This is a genomic window from Marinoscillum sp. (assembly GCF_965229915.1).
Taxonomy (GTDB): domain Bacteria; phylum Bacteroidota; class Bacteroidia; order Cytophagales; family Cyclobacteriaceae; genus Marinoscillum.
In genome coordinates this window covers 4078378-4095360 of record NZ_CBDDJZ010000001.1, presented here as the reverse complement: position 1 = coordinate 4095360, position 16983 = coordinate 4078378, and the positions used below count along the sequence as shown (strand labels likewise).

The window sequence follows — 16983 nt, the reverse complement described above, 5'->3', positions numbered from 1 at the left end:
ACAGAGTCAATTAAATTAATACGAATAAAAAAATATATTCTAAATACTAACTAAATGATTTACAAATATACTTCTGCCTCAATTCTCACTTTGTTTATTTCATTTTCATATCAACTTTCAGCTCAGGAAGATTTGGATATGCAAAATAAAAATATCACCAATGTAAATAACATTACCATCAACGATCCAGGTGTTAATGAAGGAATACAGTGGCTTCAATCAAATGCGAATTGGACAATTGATGTCTCCCCAGAAAGTAGATCCAATAACGATGGCAATTTGAACTTATATGGGACTGCCGGAAACATAGTACTGTGGAGACCACTTAAATTAAAAAGCGATCTTCAGGTTTTAGGCTCCGGTGATCACTATATCTCTAATGGAAACCTTGGGTTGGGTACTAGTACTCCTACATCTAAACTCAGCATAAGAAATGTTGGCGCTTTAGATGGTGTCAAACTTTTGGACTTTTCAGAAGCCAATGCTGAGTCTTTTCTATTCAAAGGGAATTTTCACGGCGCTGGAGGTTCTGGCAATTCTGTAATTATTGGTTCAAATATTTCTGGATATGAACCAAATATAATGACGTGGAGAGGTGATGGAAATGTTGGAATTGGAACTTCAAATCCAAACGCCAGAATGCACTTATTCAAAGAGGCTGCTGATTCTCAAACATTGCTAGTATTGGAGAAAAACGAAAGTGACATCAATGTTAATTCAGAAATTAACTTCGACTTTGTTTTTACAGATGACAATACAAATGGAACACCTCAAGCTCGAATAAGTTCGATTGCAAACACCGATGCCTCAAACGGCGGAGGAATGGAAGCAGAAGGAACGGCTGATTTAAAGTTTTGGACGGCAAATTCTGTTAGTAGCACTACCAATTCCTTGGTAGAAAGAATGAGAATAAACAGTGTAGGCAATGTCGGTATTGGCACCACCTCCCCTGACGCTAAACTCACCGTAAAAGGAAACATACACGCCGAAGAAGTAAAGGTAGACCTTAATGTTCCCGGACCTGATTATGTGTTCGAAGAGGACTATGATCTGCTCTCTTTGGACGAAATAAAAGAGTACATCACCGTCAACAAGCATTTACCTGAAGTACCCTCCGCGAAGGAGATGGAAACCAACGGCATCAACCTAGGCGAGATGAACATGCTCTTGCTGAGGAAGGTGGAGGAGCTGACGCTTTACATGATAGATATGAACAAGCAAATGAAATCTCAGAACGAAAGAGTTGAACAGCTTGAAACTCTTAACTCTGAACTTAAAATCAAGATCCAACGCCTAGAAAAAAAATAACATGATCATAACAGATGTTATGGCCAATTCCACGCCAAACCTAAAAACATGAAAAAGAATCTACTGTTAGTAATTTTATCATTAATAAGCTTCTCAAGTTGGAGTCAGACGAACTCCTTTCCTCCCACAGGAAGTGCTCAAATCAAAAGTGGAGGTTTACTAATTGAAACAAATACATGGAGAAGTTCTTTACTAACGCTGAAGGACACTCGTTACTCTCCTAATCAATTTTATCATTTTCAAATCGAGAGTGATGGTTTAAAGATAAAGCAAGATGAAACAGTAAATTATCGATTCAAATCAGGGGGAGATTTCATCGTCCAAAATGGAAAAATCGGAATAGGAACAAACTCACCAAGTTCGACCCTTGATGTTTTTGGAATGATGCGAATGTCAACTGACCAAAATAGATTTTTATCCATACATTCAAGCAGCGACGGAAATAGCTATATCAATTACACAGGGGGTGGTTCGACTTCTAGGATTGGTTTTCAAATTGATGGAAGCAGTAAAATGTCTTTAATGAACAATGGGTATTTAGGTATTGGAAATAACGATCCTGATGAAAGGCTACATGTTGCAGGTAATAATAGGGTGGATGGTAACATCATCTTGAACTCAAATGGATCAAACCCATATAATGCAATATCCTTCAAGCATCAGGAAAACCCAAGATGGCTCCTAGATTATGGAACTTCAAACACAGATAATTTGAGATTCTTAAAATATGACGCGCCGACCTCTGGGAATGTATTTCTAAACTTTGACTTTGACCATGATCTTATTGAAATCCCAAATGTTCCTTTGGCGATAGGTACTTCTTCAACTGGCTCACATAAGTTAGCCGTTGGAGGCTCTATTGGAGCAAGGGAAATCAAAGTAGAAGCTGGCACTTGGTCAGACTTTGTTTTTGATAGTGATTACGAACTCAGAACACTCGAAGAAGTCGAAAAACACATAAATGAAAAAGGTCATCTCCCTGAAATCCCAAACGAAGTTGAAGTAGCTGAAAATGGCATCAACCTTGGAGAGATGGATGCTAAACTACTTCAGAAGATTGAGGAATTGACACTTTATTTGATCGAGCAGAATAAAGAGTTGGAAATTCAAAACGCCAAGCTTGTTAAACAACAAAAAGAGATAACCATACTTAAAGAAACCCTTAAACAAATCAATAAATGAAAAAGTCATTTTTGACCATCCTTATCATTTTACTGTCATGTTCTATTCACGCACAATGGGTTGAATCCACTGATATCCTATCCACCTCAGATCAGGTTAGTATTGGTGCAACAAGTACAAATGATTATAACCTTCAGGTTCATGGAAAAGCAAGGATTAATTCAGGTGCAGAAACTTCTGATCTATTAAATATCAATACATGGATATCCAATTCAATAAAGTATAAAGGGACTATGCTTAATTTCACCTCTACTACTGATGGCAATTATGGACATTTTAAATTTATTGAAGCATCAGATGCGAACGGCTTGAAATTTAGTCTAAATTCTCAAGGCAACTTGTATGCTGCAGGAAAAGTAGGCTTTGGAACTACCTCTCCCCAGACTAACCTTGAGCTGGTATCGACCCCATACTTTGCTGCCCATGAGGCCAACTCTTTTGTAATACGATCTTCAAGTTCGTCTACACCCAACGACAACAGGATTTTAGGTATGACAATAACCTTAGATGGCAGCTCCAATATTCACTCAATACATCAAAAATCGGTAGGAATATTTGCACAATCAGCGAGTAAATGGTCCAACAATGTAGATATGCTATTTTATACCAGGGGAACAATTGAAGCACCATACTTTACTGAAAAAATGAGAATCCTTAGCAATGGAAATGTAGGGATTGGCACCACCTCCACCGGGTCTCACAAACTCGCTGTAGAGGGATCCATCGGAGCAAGGGAAGTACAAGTACAAGCAGGTCCAGGCTGGCCAGACTACGTCTTTAGTTCTGAGTATAATCTCCGAACCCTTGGTGAAGTGGAGCAACACATAAACGAGAAAGGTCACCTACCAGAGATTCCAAGTGAAGCAGAGGTCAAGGAAAACGGAATTAACCTAGGTGAAATGGATGCTAAACTCCTTCAGAAGATTGAAGAGTTGACGCTTTATTTGATTGAGCAGAATAAGGAAATAAAGCAGTTAAAGGAACAAAACAATCAGCTTTCAGAAAGGCTGAAGGTGGTTGAATCCAAATAGACAATTGAGAGCACTTGGCTTTGAATGTATAGAAAATAAAAAATCACTCAGAATAAATTCTAAATGGGTTTTTAGTCAATTGAGAGCTCCCAATCGGATTCGATCGAGGCGGCGAACCGCCCAACGACCTACTGATTACAATTCTCGACATTGTTAGTGTTGATACTACTCCAAAATATTCCAATATCCTTTCTTGAAGTAGTAATTCCCATACTGATAAATCCAACTGATTTTTTTGATCACTAAATTAGATTATTCTTATATCAACTGTAGCCTTCCCATTTTTAGGGAAGCTTACAATTTTACAGGCAAGACACTGCATGTGGTAGATAAACGAACTGGCCAAATCAAAAAAGCGGAAGTCTTCCACCCTTCCTGGATGTCAGAAGCAGACATCAGTTTAATATTCAGTCAACTAAAGTGGATCATCAATTTAATTCCGGAATTTGAAAAACTTGAAGCTGCATTGAACACAAACATATATGTGCAAAAAAAGGAGTCGTTACTTAAAACAACTCCTTTCCAGTCGGGTACCACCCCAACCTAGCCAAAATGATTAACTAATAAAGCAAAGAAAATAAAAATTATTGGAATAATCAGTTAGATGTAAACTCGTCTATTATCCATGCCTTTATATGGACCTAAACGACTCCTCAAGGGTAGCTGTTTTCTGCGACGTTAGGTCTAAAGACTCAGAACAAACATATTTGAGTGTAATGCTAATATCATTAGGGAAGCTTCCGGCCTAAGATCCTGGAAGAAATGGGAGTACTGATTTGTAGGTTATTCCGAATCCACGAAATGAATTAGACGCTCGGTATACTCATTTTGTTCGATAGACTAATTGATTGTCCTAGAGGTGAACTCTATTCAAGATATTAAGTAAATAATCAATTAAATCATACTCTCATCTGAAAAGGAGTAATACTTACCACTCTCATCGGTAACAATGATGTGGTCCAGGAGTGATATTTCCATCACCTCACAAGCAGCCTTTACCTTTTTGGTTACATTCAGGTCAGCTTGTGACGCCTTGAGATTTCCTGACGGATGATTGTGGGCAATGATAATTGATGACGCATTTGACATTAAAGCATGCTGCATAATGACCTTCACATCAACCACAGTAGATGATATACCTCCTATGCTGATTAAGGCATATGATAATGGTTTGTTGCCACGATCTAAGTTGAGAGAAATGAATGCCTCCCGGTAATTAAGAGCGACCGGCCAGATTGAACATAGTAATTCAGCAACGTCTCTTGAGGAGTGGATTTTGATCTGTTCGAATTCAATATCTGGTTCTTTCACTATTTGAATTTCCTGGATTGATTTTTTGAATGGTTGGATAATTTGTTCTTGTGACATTGGTATATGCATTAAGTGAAACATGATTTATGCCTCACCTACATCAAGAACTCAATGACCAAAAGGAAGCGCAATAAACAAGCATGGGCCAAAGAGAAGGCTTTATGGCGAACCTTTTCTGTGGCACTTAGGGATGGGAGTACTTTGAGGGCTTGATGTTAGCTTTGCATAGATCAAGATTCGCTGAGTTTGGCTTGAAATTAGCTCTAGCTAGCTGAGGTGGTGTTCAGCTTGGCTGAAGAAATTAAACCCATTTTAAATCTTGGCTCAAGTTCAACGTAAACTGGCTGATGATCCGCAACATTTGATAAGTTGATTTACGATATTTGAACAACTACCCTATTTTAAATTCTCGACTATTGACTATACAGTACGCTTCAGACCTTCACCTTGAATTTCCTGCCAATCCACAATATCTCCTTAAGAATCCCATTGAGCCTATCGCAAAGGTTTTGTTACTCGCTGGAGATTCGATATTACTAGATGATACAGTGAATAGCTCTAAGGTCTTGGATCTATTATCTGAAGGTTTTGAGAAGGTCTATATGATTCCAGGTAATCATGAATTCTACGGAAAGCAATTCCCAATTGCTGCAGCACTATCTTCATTCAGGAAACAGGTCCGAGAGAACATGCATTATATTAATAATGAAACAATTATAATTGGTGATGTGAGGATTCTATTCACAACATTGTTCTCACAAATTCCTGATAGTGAATCAAGCAATATCAAAAAATCAGTTCAGGACTTCTATTAAAGCTATTTGGTTACATTGACTCATTCTTAAAGTCACAACAGTTTGAAGGAAAAGAAGTAGATGCATTAATCAACGAAGCAAAAAACTACATGTGGGAGAATGTCAATCACGAAGCAGATTTTCACGAATTCTCCCGCCAGCACAATGTGAGCTACTCCTATTTTAGAAAGGTATTCAAGTTGTATACTGGCTTGGCACCGCATCAGTTCTTTCTTGATCTAAAAATGATGCGTGCTAAAGAATTGATAGTGGCTACTGAAATTCCAGTTAAAGAGATTACTTATAAGCTGGGATTCGACTCGATTCACTACTTCAGCAGGCTCTTTAAGAAAAAGACCGGCCAGTCTCCTACTGATCTAAGAAAGCAGAATGTCACGGAATAACGCAAACGAAAAAACCCTGACGAGCTGTTTGCCTGTCAGGGTTTTTAGTGCAGTCCCTAGGGGAATCGAACCCCTGTTTCCAGGATGAAAACCTGGCGTCCTAACCCCTAGACGAAGGGACCGAGTGTTTTTATTCAACTTTACTTTTAAAGTTGTCGTCTAAATGTTTTCATCTCAGTCTGAAAACCTGGCGTGCCTAGCCGGCCGCCCATAACCCCTAGACGAAGGGACCAAATTCTTAGTACAAATCGGCAATTTTAACTGCTTCTCTGTGTTTGGGAGTGCAAATATAAAACCACCTTTCATATTTGCAAATGCACCATCAAAAAAAATCTATAAAAAAATGGGCTCCATTTCTGAAACCCATTTTTCAAGCCTTTTTGGACGTTTTACATAGCTACTGGATCGCCATATTTATCTACCACTACTGGATCACCAGGCCCATCTACTCTGAGTGGCTCGTACTGGGTAGCCTTATCCCCTACGATGATGTAAATCATGTTGCTTAAGTCCATGTACTGATTGACCGTCTCACGTACTTTCTCAACAGTCATGTCTCGCACTGCCTGCTGCTCCACATCCAGGTAGTCTTTCGGCAGATCATAGGTGCTAATATTCTGAAGAATTCCAATCAAACTAAACAAGGTTTCAAATCTTCGTGTATTTTCTTTGATCATCGAAACCTGCGTTTTGCGCAACTCCTCTTCAGTGTAATTAGCTGCGTAGTTCCCTATCACTTCCTTGAAGGTCTCCATAGCCGGAGCAGTCACTGCTGATTGCACACTAGAGGCAGCCATCCACATTCCCGGATCAAAAGCCTGTCTGGATACAAATGAGTAAGCTCCGTAGGTGAATTGCTTCTCTTCGCGCAGAATCTGGAACAATTGTCCACTAGAGCCTCCACCCAATCGATCATTGGCAATGTTGATGAGATTATACGCAGGGTCATCTCCAGGTACAGTCAGTCGCACGATGTTGATCACGGACTGCTTGGCATTCGGAATGTCTACAAAATACACCTGCGGCTCACTTGGAACTTCCGGAACATCAAACGAAGGAATGACCACCTCTTTAGCTTCCCAGCCTTCAAATTTGCTCAGCGTATTCATCACGTCTTGCTGACTCACAGCACCTGCAACGTGATAATTAGTCACCGTGGGTGAGAAGTTTTTCTCATAATAAGCCTTCACATCATCCAGAGTAATAGCTTCCACCGTTTCGGTGTAGCCAATTGTTGGATTAGACAAAATATGACCTTCCCCATAAAGTAGTTTGTTACGAACCGTACTAGCCACGGCATTTGGATTCGCTTCACGCTGTTGGATCGTATTGATCGTTCCCTTTTTGATACGCTCAAACTCAGCCGCATCCCATCTTGGCTCCAGCAGAATCTCGGTCACCAAAGCCATGGTTGCTTCATAGTTTCTGGCAAGACAGTTTCCTGAAATAGTAATGTACTCATCAGAAGTCCCCATGTTAATAGAAGATCCGAGCTGACCAATGGCATCTTCCAACTCTTCTGGGGTTTTATTGGCGGTACCTTCCATCATCAAATCAGTGATGAGGTTAGCAGCCCCTACTTTCTCTGGATTGTCCACGTACAGACCTCCCATGATTCTAAAACTAAACTGAACCAAAGGCAGCTCATTGCTTTCGATTCCGTAAACATCTATTCCATTGGAAGTTTTGGCAGTCCAAATAGCCGGAGGAGACACCAACGGCTCCTCACCAAACTCAGGTTCCACACTTCGATCAAATGAAGAAGGTGTCTTGGTGTAAGTGAAATCACCTTCCTGCTCCATCACTTCTGATGGTTTAAACTCGTTCAGATCTTCTTCTTTCACATCAGCGGCTACCGCATTGTTCATGGCCAGATTAGCTGCTCCGGTAGGCACAAAGTTGGTAACGATGTGGTTCTTACCTTTGATATATTGCTTGTAAACACGCATTACATCGTCTTTGGTCACACTTTTGATATTCTCTATATCATTCGTAATGTACCCTGGATCGCCTGCATACTCATTGTAAAGGGCCAGTTGCAATGACTTGCTGAACACGCTAGAAATACCATTGTAGAAATTAGTTTCCTGACGGGCTTTGATTCGTTCCAGATCTTTCTGAGAAAATCCTTCTGTTTCGAACTTATCCAACGCATCAAACACAAGGGTCCGCACCGTATCTAGATCCACTCCTTTGTTGGCTCGAACTCTAATGGTGAACGTACCAGCCAGCTCGTTGGCACTATGGAAAGCGCTTACGCCAGACTCTGGAGCTACCTCAGCTTGCTCTACCAATACCTTATATAATGGAGCTCTTTTTCCATCTGTGAGGATTTCCTGCAAGGCATCCAAGGCCCATTGGTCCTTATTATACTGCTCCACCGTAGGGAATGTCAGACGCATCTCTGGCAGCTGAGCAAAATTGTCTTCGTAATAAAGAACTTTGGTCTCATCGAGTGAAACTGGCATTGGCTCCATAGGCACATCTTCACCACGCGATGGAATCTCTCCAAAGTATTTTTCAACCTGACCTTTTACCTCTTCCGAGTTGAAATCTCCGGCAATGACCAACGTAGCATTATTTGGTCCATACCACTTATCGTAAAATTCTTTAACATCTTCGATAGTCGCATTTTGCAAGTCCTCCAGTTCGCCAATCACCGTCCAGTTGTACGGATGGCCTTCAGGGTACATTGCTTTTCTGATCACATAATCAGTGTGACCATACGGTTGGTTATCTACTCGCTGACGCTTTTCATTCTGCACCACCGGCTTCTCACCTTCCAGGTCCGTCAAGGATACTGCGTTGATAAAATATCCCATTCTATCAGACTCCATCCAAAGCACTTTTTCCAAAGCATCTTTCGGCACCGTCTCAAAGTAAATAGTAAAATCATTGGAGGTTCCTCCATTGAAAGTACCACCCCACTCATTGATGTTTTTGAAGAATCCTCCTTCGGGTACATTTTCAGACTTTTGGAACAGCATGTGCTCAAAAAAGTGTGCAAAACCAGTTCTGCCGGGTTTCTCACGGTTAGAGCCCACATGCACCACAATAGATACCGCCACAATCGGGTCTGAATGATCTTCATGAAGCACCACATCCAGGCCATTAGACAGCTGATACTTTTCAAAATCAACTGAAAGCTTCTTCGAGCCCTCAGTCTCTGTTGTACCGGAAGAGCACGATGCGAGCACCAGTGCGGACAACAGCACCATCACAAATCTTAAGTTTTTCATTAGTTGTATAGAGTTTATTTGAAATCAAACCTGAAATTAAATAAAAACCAGAATGTGCGGAATTAAAAGAATTAGAATCGCATTTACATGAATGGAAGTAGATAGCATAAGTGTTGTCAACCAGGCAATGACCAAAGTCATAGTGAAATCTTTTAATCACTGATTAAACTAAACCTACAACATATTTGCTTCCAAAAAATCTAGTTATAGATTTGCAGAGAATTATTTTGAATAATCCGTAAAAAACCAAATAACATGTCAAAAGTCAAAATCGGAATCAATGGATTCGGACGTATCGGAAGATTGGTATTCCGTGTAGCTGCCGAAAAAGAAAATATTGAAGTAGTAGGTATCAATGACCTGCTAGACGTAGAATACATCGCTTACATGCTAAAGTATGACTCCACTCATGGCCAGTTCAAAGGTACTGTGGAAGTAAAAGATGGTAAGCTAATAGTGAATGGATCTGAGATCCGAGTGACTTCAGAAAAGAATCCTGCTGACCTAAAATGGGGTGATGTAGGTGCAGAGTACGTGGTAGAGTCTACTGGTTTGTTCTTGACAAAAGAAAAAGCTCAAGGTCACATTGACGCTGGTGCTAAAAAAGTGATCATGTCTGCTCCTTCTAAAGATGACACGCCGATGTTCGTAATGGGTGTAAATCAGGACAAGTATACCTCTGACATGCAGTTTGTATCGAATGCATCTTGTACGACCAACTGTCTGGCTCCGGTTGCTAAAGTATTGAATGACAAATTCGGTATCGAAAGCGGATTGATGACCACTGTACACGCCACTACTGCTACTCAGAAAACAGTAGACGGTCCTTCTATGAAAGACTGGAGAGGTGGACGCGGTGCTGGTCAAAACATCATCCCTTCATCTACAGGTGCTGCTAAAGCGGTAGGTAAAGTAATTCCTGAATTGAATGGCAAGTTGACTGGTATGGCATTCCGAGTACCAACTCCGGACGTATCAGTTGTTGACTTGACAGTTCAGTTGAAAAAAGAAACTTCATATGAAGAAATCTGTGCTGCTATGAAAGAAGCCTCTGAAGGCGAGCTGAAAGGTGTGCTTGGTTACACCGAAGACGCGGTAGTATCTAACGATTTCATCGGTGACTCAAGAACTTCCATCTTCGATGCAGGTGCTGGTATCCAGCTGACTCCTTCATTCGTGAAAGTAGTTTCCTGGTATGATAATGAGTGGGGATACTCTACGAAAGTGGTTGAGCTTCTAGAGTTCATCGCTTCTAAAGGTTAATATTTTACTCCTCGTAAAATTCCTAAGAAACCCTGGCAATCTTTGTCAGGGTTTTTTCATTTACCCTCAGTCATCACTTGCTGGCTTGAAAAAGATCAAAAACTGAAGGATTAATCCGATTACTATCAAAGCGCCTATCTCCAGCTGAGCTATAAAGTTGCTCCGGTCAATGGCGCGATTGGAATTGTCTATTTGACGCTTACCCTCTTTCATCTGGATGGCAAACAATTGATCAATTTTCAGGATCATATCCTCATGGGTCAGAATCACTTCCTCCTTGACAGCTTCCATTTCCACCTGGTCTTTAGTGTTGAACAGGAGGTTTTCCTTCCTGATGAGGTTATCCTCTATGTGTTTAAGCTCCAATAATCGCTGATGCTCATCTCCTGTCATCTTCGTTTGTTCATACAAGTTCATCAACGTCTGCAGTGAGTCATCAGCCGCTTCTATAGTTCTTTCAATTTGATTTAAATCCTGCTGACGAAGTACATTTCTCTTTTGCTGAAGCTGACGTGATATTTTGTACAGGTAATCTTTGGCTAACAATCGATCCTTGTACACACTGGTAAGCGAATTTTCCACCATTTCCAGATGTTTCTTATCCATGAGGTTAGTAGCCAACACTAGCAAGAAAACCACTATCAGGGCAGTAACTGCCTTTAGCTTTTGCCATAAAGTCCATCGTTTTTTCATAGAGACATGAGTTAGATACTTTAAATATTAAACCAAAAGATAATGCAAACAGCATTACCAATAAACACGTAATTCTCTATCCGATTAAAACCTGATAACCAAAATACGCCAAAGGTCCTGGTTAAAACTAAACCAACTGCTCTTCACCCCACTCCAGATTGTGAAAAACCTTCTGTACGTCATCTTCATCTTCAAATTGATCAATTAACTTCAGGACCGAATCTCGTTGATCAACTGACAGTTCCATAGTAGTCTTAGGAATTCGCTGCAGTTCTGCGTTTTCCACTTCCAGATTTAGTGAATCTACCTCATGTTGCATATTGCCAAAATCCTCCATCGCACAAGTGATGTGCAGGTATCCATCCTGAAACTCAGCCTCCTCTGCTCCTGCATCAATTAGCTGTAGGAGTAAATCCTCATCTGGTTCAGGTAGTATTACTTCAAAGATCCCCTTCCGATCAAATAAGTAATCGACAGACCCATTTTTGGCAAGATTACCGCCAGCTTTTGAAAACAAGTTTCGGATCGTTGCTACCGTTCGGTTTTGATTATCTGTAAGGCATTCCAAAAAAATCGCAACACCATGGGCCGCGTAGCCTTCGTAAGTAATGGACTCAAAGTCGTCATCATCTCCCCCCGTTCCTTTCTCTATTGCGCGCTGGATATTCTCCTTAGGCATATTCTGCCCCTTAGCATTTTGGATAGCCAATCGCAATCTGGGATTCGCCTCTGGGTCGGGTCCTCCTTCTTTTGCAGCAACCCATATTTCTCGGATCAACTTGGTAAAAACCTTACCTCGCTTCGCATCTTGTGCACCTTTTCGTCGTTTGATGTTTGCCCATTTGCTATGTCCTGCCATGAATTGAATTCAAATTGGTGTACTTCATGTAAAGAAGAAAACCGCCCAATTGTTCCCGTCTACTTCCGTTTGAACACTACATTGAGCACCACTCCCACGATCACCAACGCCATGCCGGCATAAGTCATCAGATTGAAGGTTTCATCAAACAGGACCCACCCGAAGATAATCGCATAGATCAATCCGATATAGTTAAGTATAGACACTTTGGAAAGCTCCTCACTCTGGTAAGACTTGGTCATGAAAAACTGGGCAATCTGAGTGAAAACACCAACCGCCAGTAATACCAACCAATCCCATCCCTGCGGCTGAACCCACACCATCGCAGACCAAATACCTGCTATCGGCATCAACACCAGCGGGAAATAGAAGATGATCACCAAAGGATGCTCCGAGTTTTTCAGCATACGGATAAAGTTGTAAGCCAACCCCATAAACAAAGAAGCTCCAACTCCCATACCTAAATGCAGTAATGAGATCCGATCATCAAACCCACGAACCACCAGTACCCCTGCAAAACTTACTGCAAAGAACACCCACTGCCACGGACGCACCTTCTCTTTGACCAGGAAGATCCCCAAGATGGCCGTAAAAATGGGCGCCAGGTACTGAAGCGTAGACATGGTGGCGAGAGGGATCTGCTGCAACAAACTGAAATACGTTACTAAAGCAATGGCTCCCGCTACCCCTCGAAGGATAAGAATCGGTTTATTATTACCCCAGACACTTACCCGTTGCTTCTGGAGATAATAGACACTAATGACCAGAGAGATCACTGAGCGAAACAGAATGATTTCAATTGCTGGAATGTGGGGAATCAGCTTGACGCTCACTTTCATGAGTGTAAACATGAAAGTGGCCAACAGCATGTATTGAATACCGCGAGACATCAGTCAGTGAGAATCACTCCATCAGCGATCTCCAGTTTACGGTCAGCCATCTCGGCCAGTTCTTTGTTGTGAGTAACAATGACAAACGTCTGCTTGAGTTCATCTCTTAGCTTAAAGAAAAGATCATGCAATTCGTCGGCATTTTTGGAGTCCAGGTTACCACTTGGCTCGTCAGCAAACACAATGGACGGATCATTGATCAATGCTCTGGCTACAGAGATGCGTTGTTGTTCTCCTCCCGATAGTTCGGAGGGTTTATGTTCCTTCCGCTCCAGCATGCCCAGCATTTGCAAGAGTTCCATTGCTCGCTTCTTTACTTCTTGAGCGGGCCGTCCTCCGATCAGCCCTGGGATCATCACATTCTCCAATGCACTGAACTCCGGCAGCAGATTGTGAAATTGAAATATAAACCCGATCTGCTGATTGCGAAAAGCAGCCAGTTTCTGTTGACTCAATTTGAATATGCTCGTTCCGTTCAATAAGATCTCGCCCTGATCCGGATAATCCAACGTGCCTAGTACATGAAGTAATGTACTTTTCCCAGCACCGGATGCCCCTACAATGGAGACCACTTCCGCTTCTTTGATATGCAAGTCGATTCCTTTCAGTACTGGCAGTGAGCCGTAAGCTTTTAAAATTCCCTGGGCTTTTAGCATGGCGCAAATATAGGTGCAAAATGGAAGTCCACATTTAGAAGTTGATTAAACCGTGAATCCACGCAAATGTTAAGAAGTTCTAATAGTGAAAGGTTGATAAAACAAGCCAATTACAGTAGATTCGCACAAAAATTTTGACAGCATGAACATCCACGAATATCAAGCGAAAGGAATATTGAAAAGCTATGGTGTAACCATCCAGGAAGGTATCGTAGCTGACACCCCTGAAAAAGCCATAGAAGCAGCAAAGCAACTCAACAAAGATACTGGTACTGAATGGTACGTAGTAAAGGCACAGATCCATGCGGGTGGTCGTGGTAAAGGTAAGGTAAAAGAAACGGATTCTAACGGCGTAGTTCTTGCCAAAAGCCTTGATGAAGTTGGTCCAAAATCCAAAGCAATTCTTGGTGGCACCTTGGTAACACACCAAACAGGAGCTGAAGGAAAGAAAGTCAATAAGGTATTGATCGCTCAGGATGTGTACTACCCGGGTGAGTCTGAACCAAAAGAATATTACCTATCGATTTTGCTTGATAGAGCCAAAGGATGCAATGTGATCATGGCATCTACCGAAGGTGGAATGGACATTGAAACAGTTGCTGAGGAGACTCCTGAAAAGATCGTAAAAGAGTGGATTGATCCTGCTGTCGGGCTTCAGGGATTCCAGGCTAGAAAAGTGGCGTTTGCTCTTGGGTTAGAAGGCGAAGCGTTCAAAGGAATGGTGAAATTCATCTTCTCTTTATATAAGGCTTATGAAGCTACCGATTCCTCGCAGTTTGAAATCAACCCTGTTTTGAAAACGTCAGACAACAAGATTTTGGCAGTTGATGCCAAGGTAAATTTGGATGACAATGCATTGTTCCGCCACAAGGATATCGCCGAGATGAGAGACATCTCTGAAGAGGATCCGTTGGAAGTAGAAGCTGGTGAAAGTGGATTGAACTACGTGAAACTAGACGGTAACGTAGGCTGTATGGTGAATGGTGCTGGTTTGGCCATGGCCACTATGGACATCATCAAATTATCTGGTGGCGAGCCTGCTAACTTTCTTGACGTGGGAGGTGGAGCCAATGCACAAACAGTAGAAGCTGGTTTCCGAATCATCCTAAAAGACCCGAATGTAAAAGCGATTCTGATCAACATCTTCGGTGGTATTGTAAGATGCGATCGTGTAGCTAATGGTGTGGTAGAGGCTTACAAAAACATTGGCGAAATCAATGTACCGATCATCGTAAGACTTCAGGGAACCAACGCTGAAGAAGGAGCTAAGATCATTGATGAGTCTGGTCTGAAAGTGGTCTCTGCAGTAGTACTAAAAGACGCCGCAGAACGAGTAAAAGAAGTTTTGGCTTAAAGAGATCTGCATGCTGAACCTGCTTGTCGGGAGACAGGTTTATTTCAGCATCTAATACATAAATGAAAGGCTGCCATTTGGTGGCCTTTTTATTTGCTCCAAACGGTCATTCCTGCGAAGGCAGGAATCGCATGAAACAGGTAGTACCAGCTTTCACCTACCCCATCCCTAGGCTGAGCGCCCCTGAATGGCTTCACTTATCTATTTATTTTTAGCATTCAATTTGCGATTCTAAGGGAGTCTATCTGGTTCCACTAGTCTCGATTATATTCCTGTGTAATCGAATCAAGTTCTTAATTGAATTAGTGCCATGACGGAAGGAGCAGCCGTCATCCCACGGATTTCTAGCCCGACACTTCGGGGGAAATACCGGGGGATCTGAAATAGATGATTGACTCATTCAACCCTAAACCGCTATCCTTTTATCAAGGAAAAAAAGGGGTTGGCTTACGAATTGGACTTATAAGATTCCCCTTGCCGGGCGCCCCGATCTCCACTTCGTTGCGTCGTGGAATGACGATAAGAGCAGGTGTCATCCCCAAAATTACTTTGACAGTTACCATTATTACGAAGAAGATGAACTGTAATTCTAAGGGAGTCTATCAAAGTAGCCGTAATGAGATCCCCCTTGAATTCCATTTAAATATTCTTAAGGAATATGAATTCTAAAGGCATTAGTGCCTTGACGAAAGGAGCAACCGTCATCCCACGGATTTCACCCGACACCTCGGGGGAAATACCGGGGGATCTATTCAATAACGTTTTGATTTCTATCTAAACACTTCTTAGAAATCGTAATTAAACACCTCAATTAATATCCAATCATTTATAAATAGCTTGTTTTCCGACCTTCAATTCATTCAAGCATCGTATTTACCATCATTATTGTCAAAATTTAATATTCCTCCCTTGTTCTTTTGAAAGGTTATCTATTAGCTTTGAAACCGAAATGAAAAGAATCCTTGTAAATATTGTCATTACACCAATTATTATTCTAGTCATTACTGTGACCAAGAAGGGGAATGGCTGTATTTAGCAGAATATAAAGAATAAATACAAAGCGCCATTCCCACCGGGATGGCGCTTTTTTTTAACCCAAACGAACACTATGTATTACGACGATCGCACAGAGGTATTCCTGGATGGGGATTGGATCAAGGCCAAGGACGCCAAGGCGAGCCTTTTTGCTCAGACCCTCCATTATGGAACCGGAGTCTTTGATGGCATCCGCTCTTATAACAATGGCAATGGATTCAACATATTTAAAGCACAAGATCATTTCCAGCGACTGAAGGATTCCGCCGAAAAAGTCTTCTTGAAAGTACCCTATTCAGTAGAAGACATGATCAAAATCGCCTATGAGCTGATCGACAGAAACAACCTCACCAATGCCTACATCCGACCCTTGGTGTATGCAGGCCCCAACATGATTCTTGCACCGGCAAAAGAAACCCACTTTTTCATGACTGCATGGAAGTGGGCCAAGTACCCGGGTTTTGAACCGCTGAATACGATGATCTCATCGTACCTCAAGCCAAGCCCTAAGTCTACTCCTGTAGAGGCCAAGATCATCGGCAACTATTCAGCCAATACATTGGCATCCGCAGAAGCGAAGAAGCTGGGGTTTGATGAAGCAATCCTTCTCGATCATGATGGACACATCGCCGAAGGCCCTGGTAGCAACATATTCTATGAAAAAGATGGCGAACTATTCACCCCAAAATTGGGCAATATCCTACCCGGAATCACTCGCAGTACCATCATGGAAATCTGTGATGAACTAAACGTGAAGGTGACTGAAAAAGACATTACCCCTGAAGAATTTTACCAGGCAGACCATGCGTTTTTCTGCGGTACAGCTACAGAAATCACCCATATCAGCTCCGTAAATGGCGAAAAGTTTAAGAAAAAATGGGACGACTCCATTGGACACAACCTTCTGGAAGTCTACCAACAAAAAGTAATGTTTGACGAGTACCGCGGACTCACTATAGTATAA

The 16983-nt window shown here is 41.7% G+C and carries 15 protein-coding genes and 1 tRNA gene; 9 read left to right on the top strand and 7 right to left on the bottom strand.

Going from position 1 to position 16983, the window contains the following annotated elements:
* Positions 1 to 54: 54 nt before the first annotated feature.
* The 4 genes from ACO067_RS17645 (at position 55) to ACO067_RS17630 (ending at position 4068) form a co-directional block, all read left to right on the top strand.
* Entirely contained in the window at positions 55 to 1308 is a 1254-nt protein-coding gene (locus ACO067_RS17645) for a hypothetical protein (RefSeq protein WP_421876447.1), read from the top strand.
* Positions 1309 to 1356: 48 nt separating this feature from the next.
* Positions 1357 to 2490, top strand: a complete 1134-nt coding sequence (locus tag ACO067_RS17640) for a hypothetical protein (protein ID WP_421876445.1) — start codon at positions 1357 to 1359, stop codon at positions 2488 to 2490.
* Complete coding sequence (locus ACO067_RS17635) at positions 2487 to 3521, top strand: hypothetical protein (protein ID WP_421876444.1); 1035 nt, start codon at positions 2487 to 2489, stop codon at positions 3519 to 3521. The genes ACO067_RS17640 and ACO067_RS17635 overlap by 4 nt, the downstream gene beginning before the upstream one ends.
* A gap of 235 nt (positions 3522 to 3756) precedes the next feature.
* A complete protein-coding gene (locus ACO067_RS17630; protein ID WP_421876443.1) occupies positions 3757 to 4068 on the top strand; it encodes a hypothetical protein in 312 nt (103 codons plus the stop codon).
* A 347-nt stretch (positions 4069 to 4415) separates the two neighbouring features.
* Here ACO067_RS17630 and ACO067_RS17625 read toward each other — a convergent pair whose 3' ends face one another.
* Positions 4416 to 4889, bottom strand: a complete 474-nt coding sequence (locus ACO067_RS17625) for a JAB domain-containing protein (protein WP_421876442.1) — start codon at positions 4887 to 4889, stop codon at positions 4416 to 4418.
* A 359-nt stretch (positions 4890 to 5248) separates the two neighbouring features.
* On the opposite strand from ACO067_RS17625, the gene ACO067_RS17620 reads away from it, so the two are divergent.
* Both ACO067_RS17620 and ACO067_RS17615 read left to right on the top strand, forming a co-directional pair.
* Positions 5249 to 5647 carry a metallophosphoesterase gene (locus tag ACO067_RS17620; RefSeq protein WP_421876440.1) on the top strand — a complete coding sequence of 133 codons (399 nt, stop codon included), beginning with the start codon at positions 5249 to 5251 and terminating at the stop codon, positions 5645 to 5647.
* A gap of 89 nt (positions 5648 to 5736) precedes the next feature.
* Positions 5737 to 6030 (top strand): helix-turn-helix domain-containing protein, encoded by a 294-nt coding sequence (locus ACO067_RS17615; protein ID WP_421876438.1) that lies wholly within the window; start codon positions 5737 to 5739, stop codon positions 6028 to 6030.
* Positions 6031 to 6080: 50 nt separating this feature from the next.
* Here the strand turns inward: ACO067_RS17615 and ACO067_RS17610 are convergent.
* Both ACO067_RS17610 and ACO067_RS17605 read right to left on the bottom strand, forming a co-directional pair.
* A tRNA-Glu gene (locus tag ACO067_RS17610) sits at positions 6081 to 6152 on the bottom strand.
* A gap of 267 nt (positions 6153 to 6419) precedes the next feature.
* A complete protein-coding gene (locus tag ACO067_RS17605; protein WP_421876436.1) occupies positions 6420 to 9269 on the bottom strand; it encodes a M16 family metallopeptidase in 2850 nt (949 codons plus the stop codon).
* 255 nt (positions 9270 to 9524) lie between these two features.
* On the opposite strand from ACO067_RS17605, the gene gap reads away from it, so the two are divergent.
* Positions 9525 to 10532, top strand: a complete 1008-nt coding sequence (gene gap, locus ACO067_RS17600) for a type I glyceraldehyde-3-phosphate dehydrogenase (protein ID WP_421876434.1) — start codon at positions 9525 to 9527, stop codon at positions 10530 to 10532.
* Positions 10533 to 10598: 66 nt separating this feature from the next.
* On the opposite strand, the gene ACO067_RS17595 is transcribed toward gap, so the two are convergent.
* The 4 genes from ACO067_RS17595 to ACO067_RS17580 form a co-directional block, all read right to left on the bottom strand.
* Positions 10599 to 11225: an MCP four helix bundle domain-containing protein gene (locus ACO067_RS17595; RefSeq protein ID WP_421876432.1), complete on the bottom strand. Its 627-nt coding sequence runs from the start codon at positions 11223 to 11225 to the stop codon at positions 10599 to 10601.
* 127 nt (positions 11226 to 11352) lie between these two features.
* Positions 11353 to 12084, bottom strand: a complete 732-nt coding sequence (locus tag ACO067_RS17590) for a YebC/PmpR family DNA-binding transcriptional regulator (protein WP_421876430.1) — start codon at positions 12082 to 12084, stop codon at positions 11353 to 11355.
* Positions 12085 to 12143: 59 nt separating this feature from the next.
* Entirely contained in the window at positions 12144 to 12974 is an 831-nt protein-coding gene (locus ACO067_RS17585) for a DMT family transporter (protein WP_421876428.1), read from the bottom strand.
* Positions 12974 to 13630: an ABC transporter ATP-binding protein gene (locus tag ACO067_RS17580; protein WP_421876426.1), complete on the bottom strand. Its 657-nt coding sequence runs from the start codon at positions 13628 to 13630 to the stop codon at positions 12974 to 12976. Before ACO067_RS17580 ends, ACO067_RS17585 begins: the two co-directional genes overlap by 1 nt.
* 142 nt (positions 13631 to 13772) lie before the next feature.
* Here ACO067_RS17580 and sucC point away from each other — a divergent pair, with 142 nt between their 5' ends.
* Positions 13773 to 14984 (top strand): ADP-forming succinate--CoA ligase subunit beta, encoded by a 1212-nt coding sequence (sucC, locus tag ACO067_RS17575; protein WP_421876424.1) that lies wholly within the window; start codon positions 13773 to 13775, stop codon positions 14982 to 14984.
* 1108 nt (positions 14985 to 16092) lie between these two features.
* Positions 16093 to 16983, top strand: coding sequence for a branched-chain amino acid transaminase (locus ACO067_RS17570; protein ID WP_421876422.1), 891 nt, complete (start codon positions 16093 to 16095; stop codon positions 16981 to 16983).

Excerpts from the sequence above, each read along its gene's own strand:
- ACO067_RS17625 (WP_421876442.1), bottom strand. The coding sequence starts at position 4,889 with ATGTCACAAGAACAAATTATCCAACCATTCAAAAAATCAATCCAGGAA.
- ACO067_RS17645 (WP_421876447.1), top strand. The coding sequence starts at position 55 with ATGATTTACAAATATACTTCTGCCTCAATTCTCACTTTGTTTATTTCA.
- ACO067_RS17605 (WP_421876436.1), bottom strand. The coding sequence starts at position 9,269 with ATGAAAAACTTAAGATTTGTGATGGTGCTGTTGTCCGCACTGGTGCTC.
- ACO067_RS17615 (WP_421876438.1), top strand. The coding sequence starts at position 5,737 with ATGTGGGAGAATGTCAATCACGAAGCAGATTTTCACGAATTCTCCCGC.
- ACO067_RS17640 (WP_421876445.1), top strand. The coding sequence starts at position 1,357 with ATGAAAAAGAATCTACTGTTAGTAATTTTATCATTAATAAGCTTCTCA.
- ACO067_RS17635 (WP_421876444.1), top strand. The coding sequence starts at position 2,487 with ATGAAAAAGTCATTTTTGACCATCCTTATCATTTTACTGTCATGTTCT.
- ACO067_RS17595 (WP_421876432.1), bottom strand. The coding sequence starts at position 11,225 with ATGAAAAAACGATGGACTTTATGGCAAAAGCTAAAGGCAGTTACTGCC.
- ACO067_RS17585 (WP_421876428.1), bottom strand. The coding sequence starts at position 12,974 with ATGTCTCGCGGTATTCAATACATGCTGTTGGCCACTTTCATGTTTACA.
- ACO067_RS17590 (WP_421876430.1), bottom strand. The coding sequence starts at position 12,084 with ATGGCAGGACATAGCAAATGGGCAAACATCAAACGACGAAAAGGTGCA.
- sucC (WP_421876424.1), top strand. The coding sequence starts at position 13,773 with ATGAACATCCACGAATATCAAGCGAAAGGAATATTGAAAAGCTATGGT.
- gap (WP_421876434.1), top strand. The coding sequence starts at position 9,525 with ATGTCAAAAGTCAAAATCGGAATCAATGGATTCGGACGTATCGGAAGA.
- ACO067_RS17580 (WP_421876426.1), bottom strand. The coding sequence starts at position 13,630 with ATGCTAAAAGCCCAGGGAATTTTAAAAGCTTACGGCTCACTGCCAGTA.
- ACO067_RS17570 (WP_421876422.1), top strand. The coding sequence starts at position 16,093 with ATGTATTACGACGATCGCACAGAGGTATTCCTGGATGGGGATTGGATC.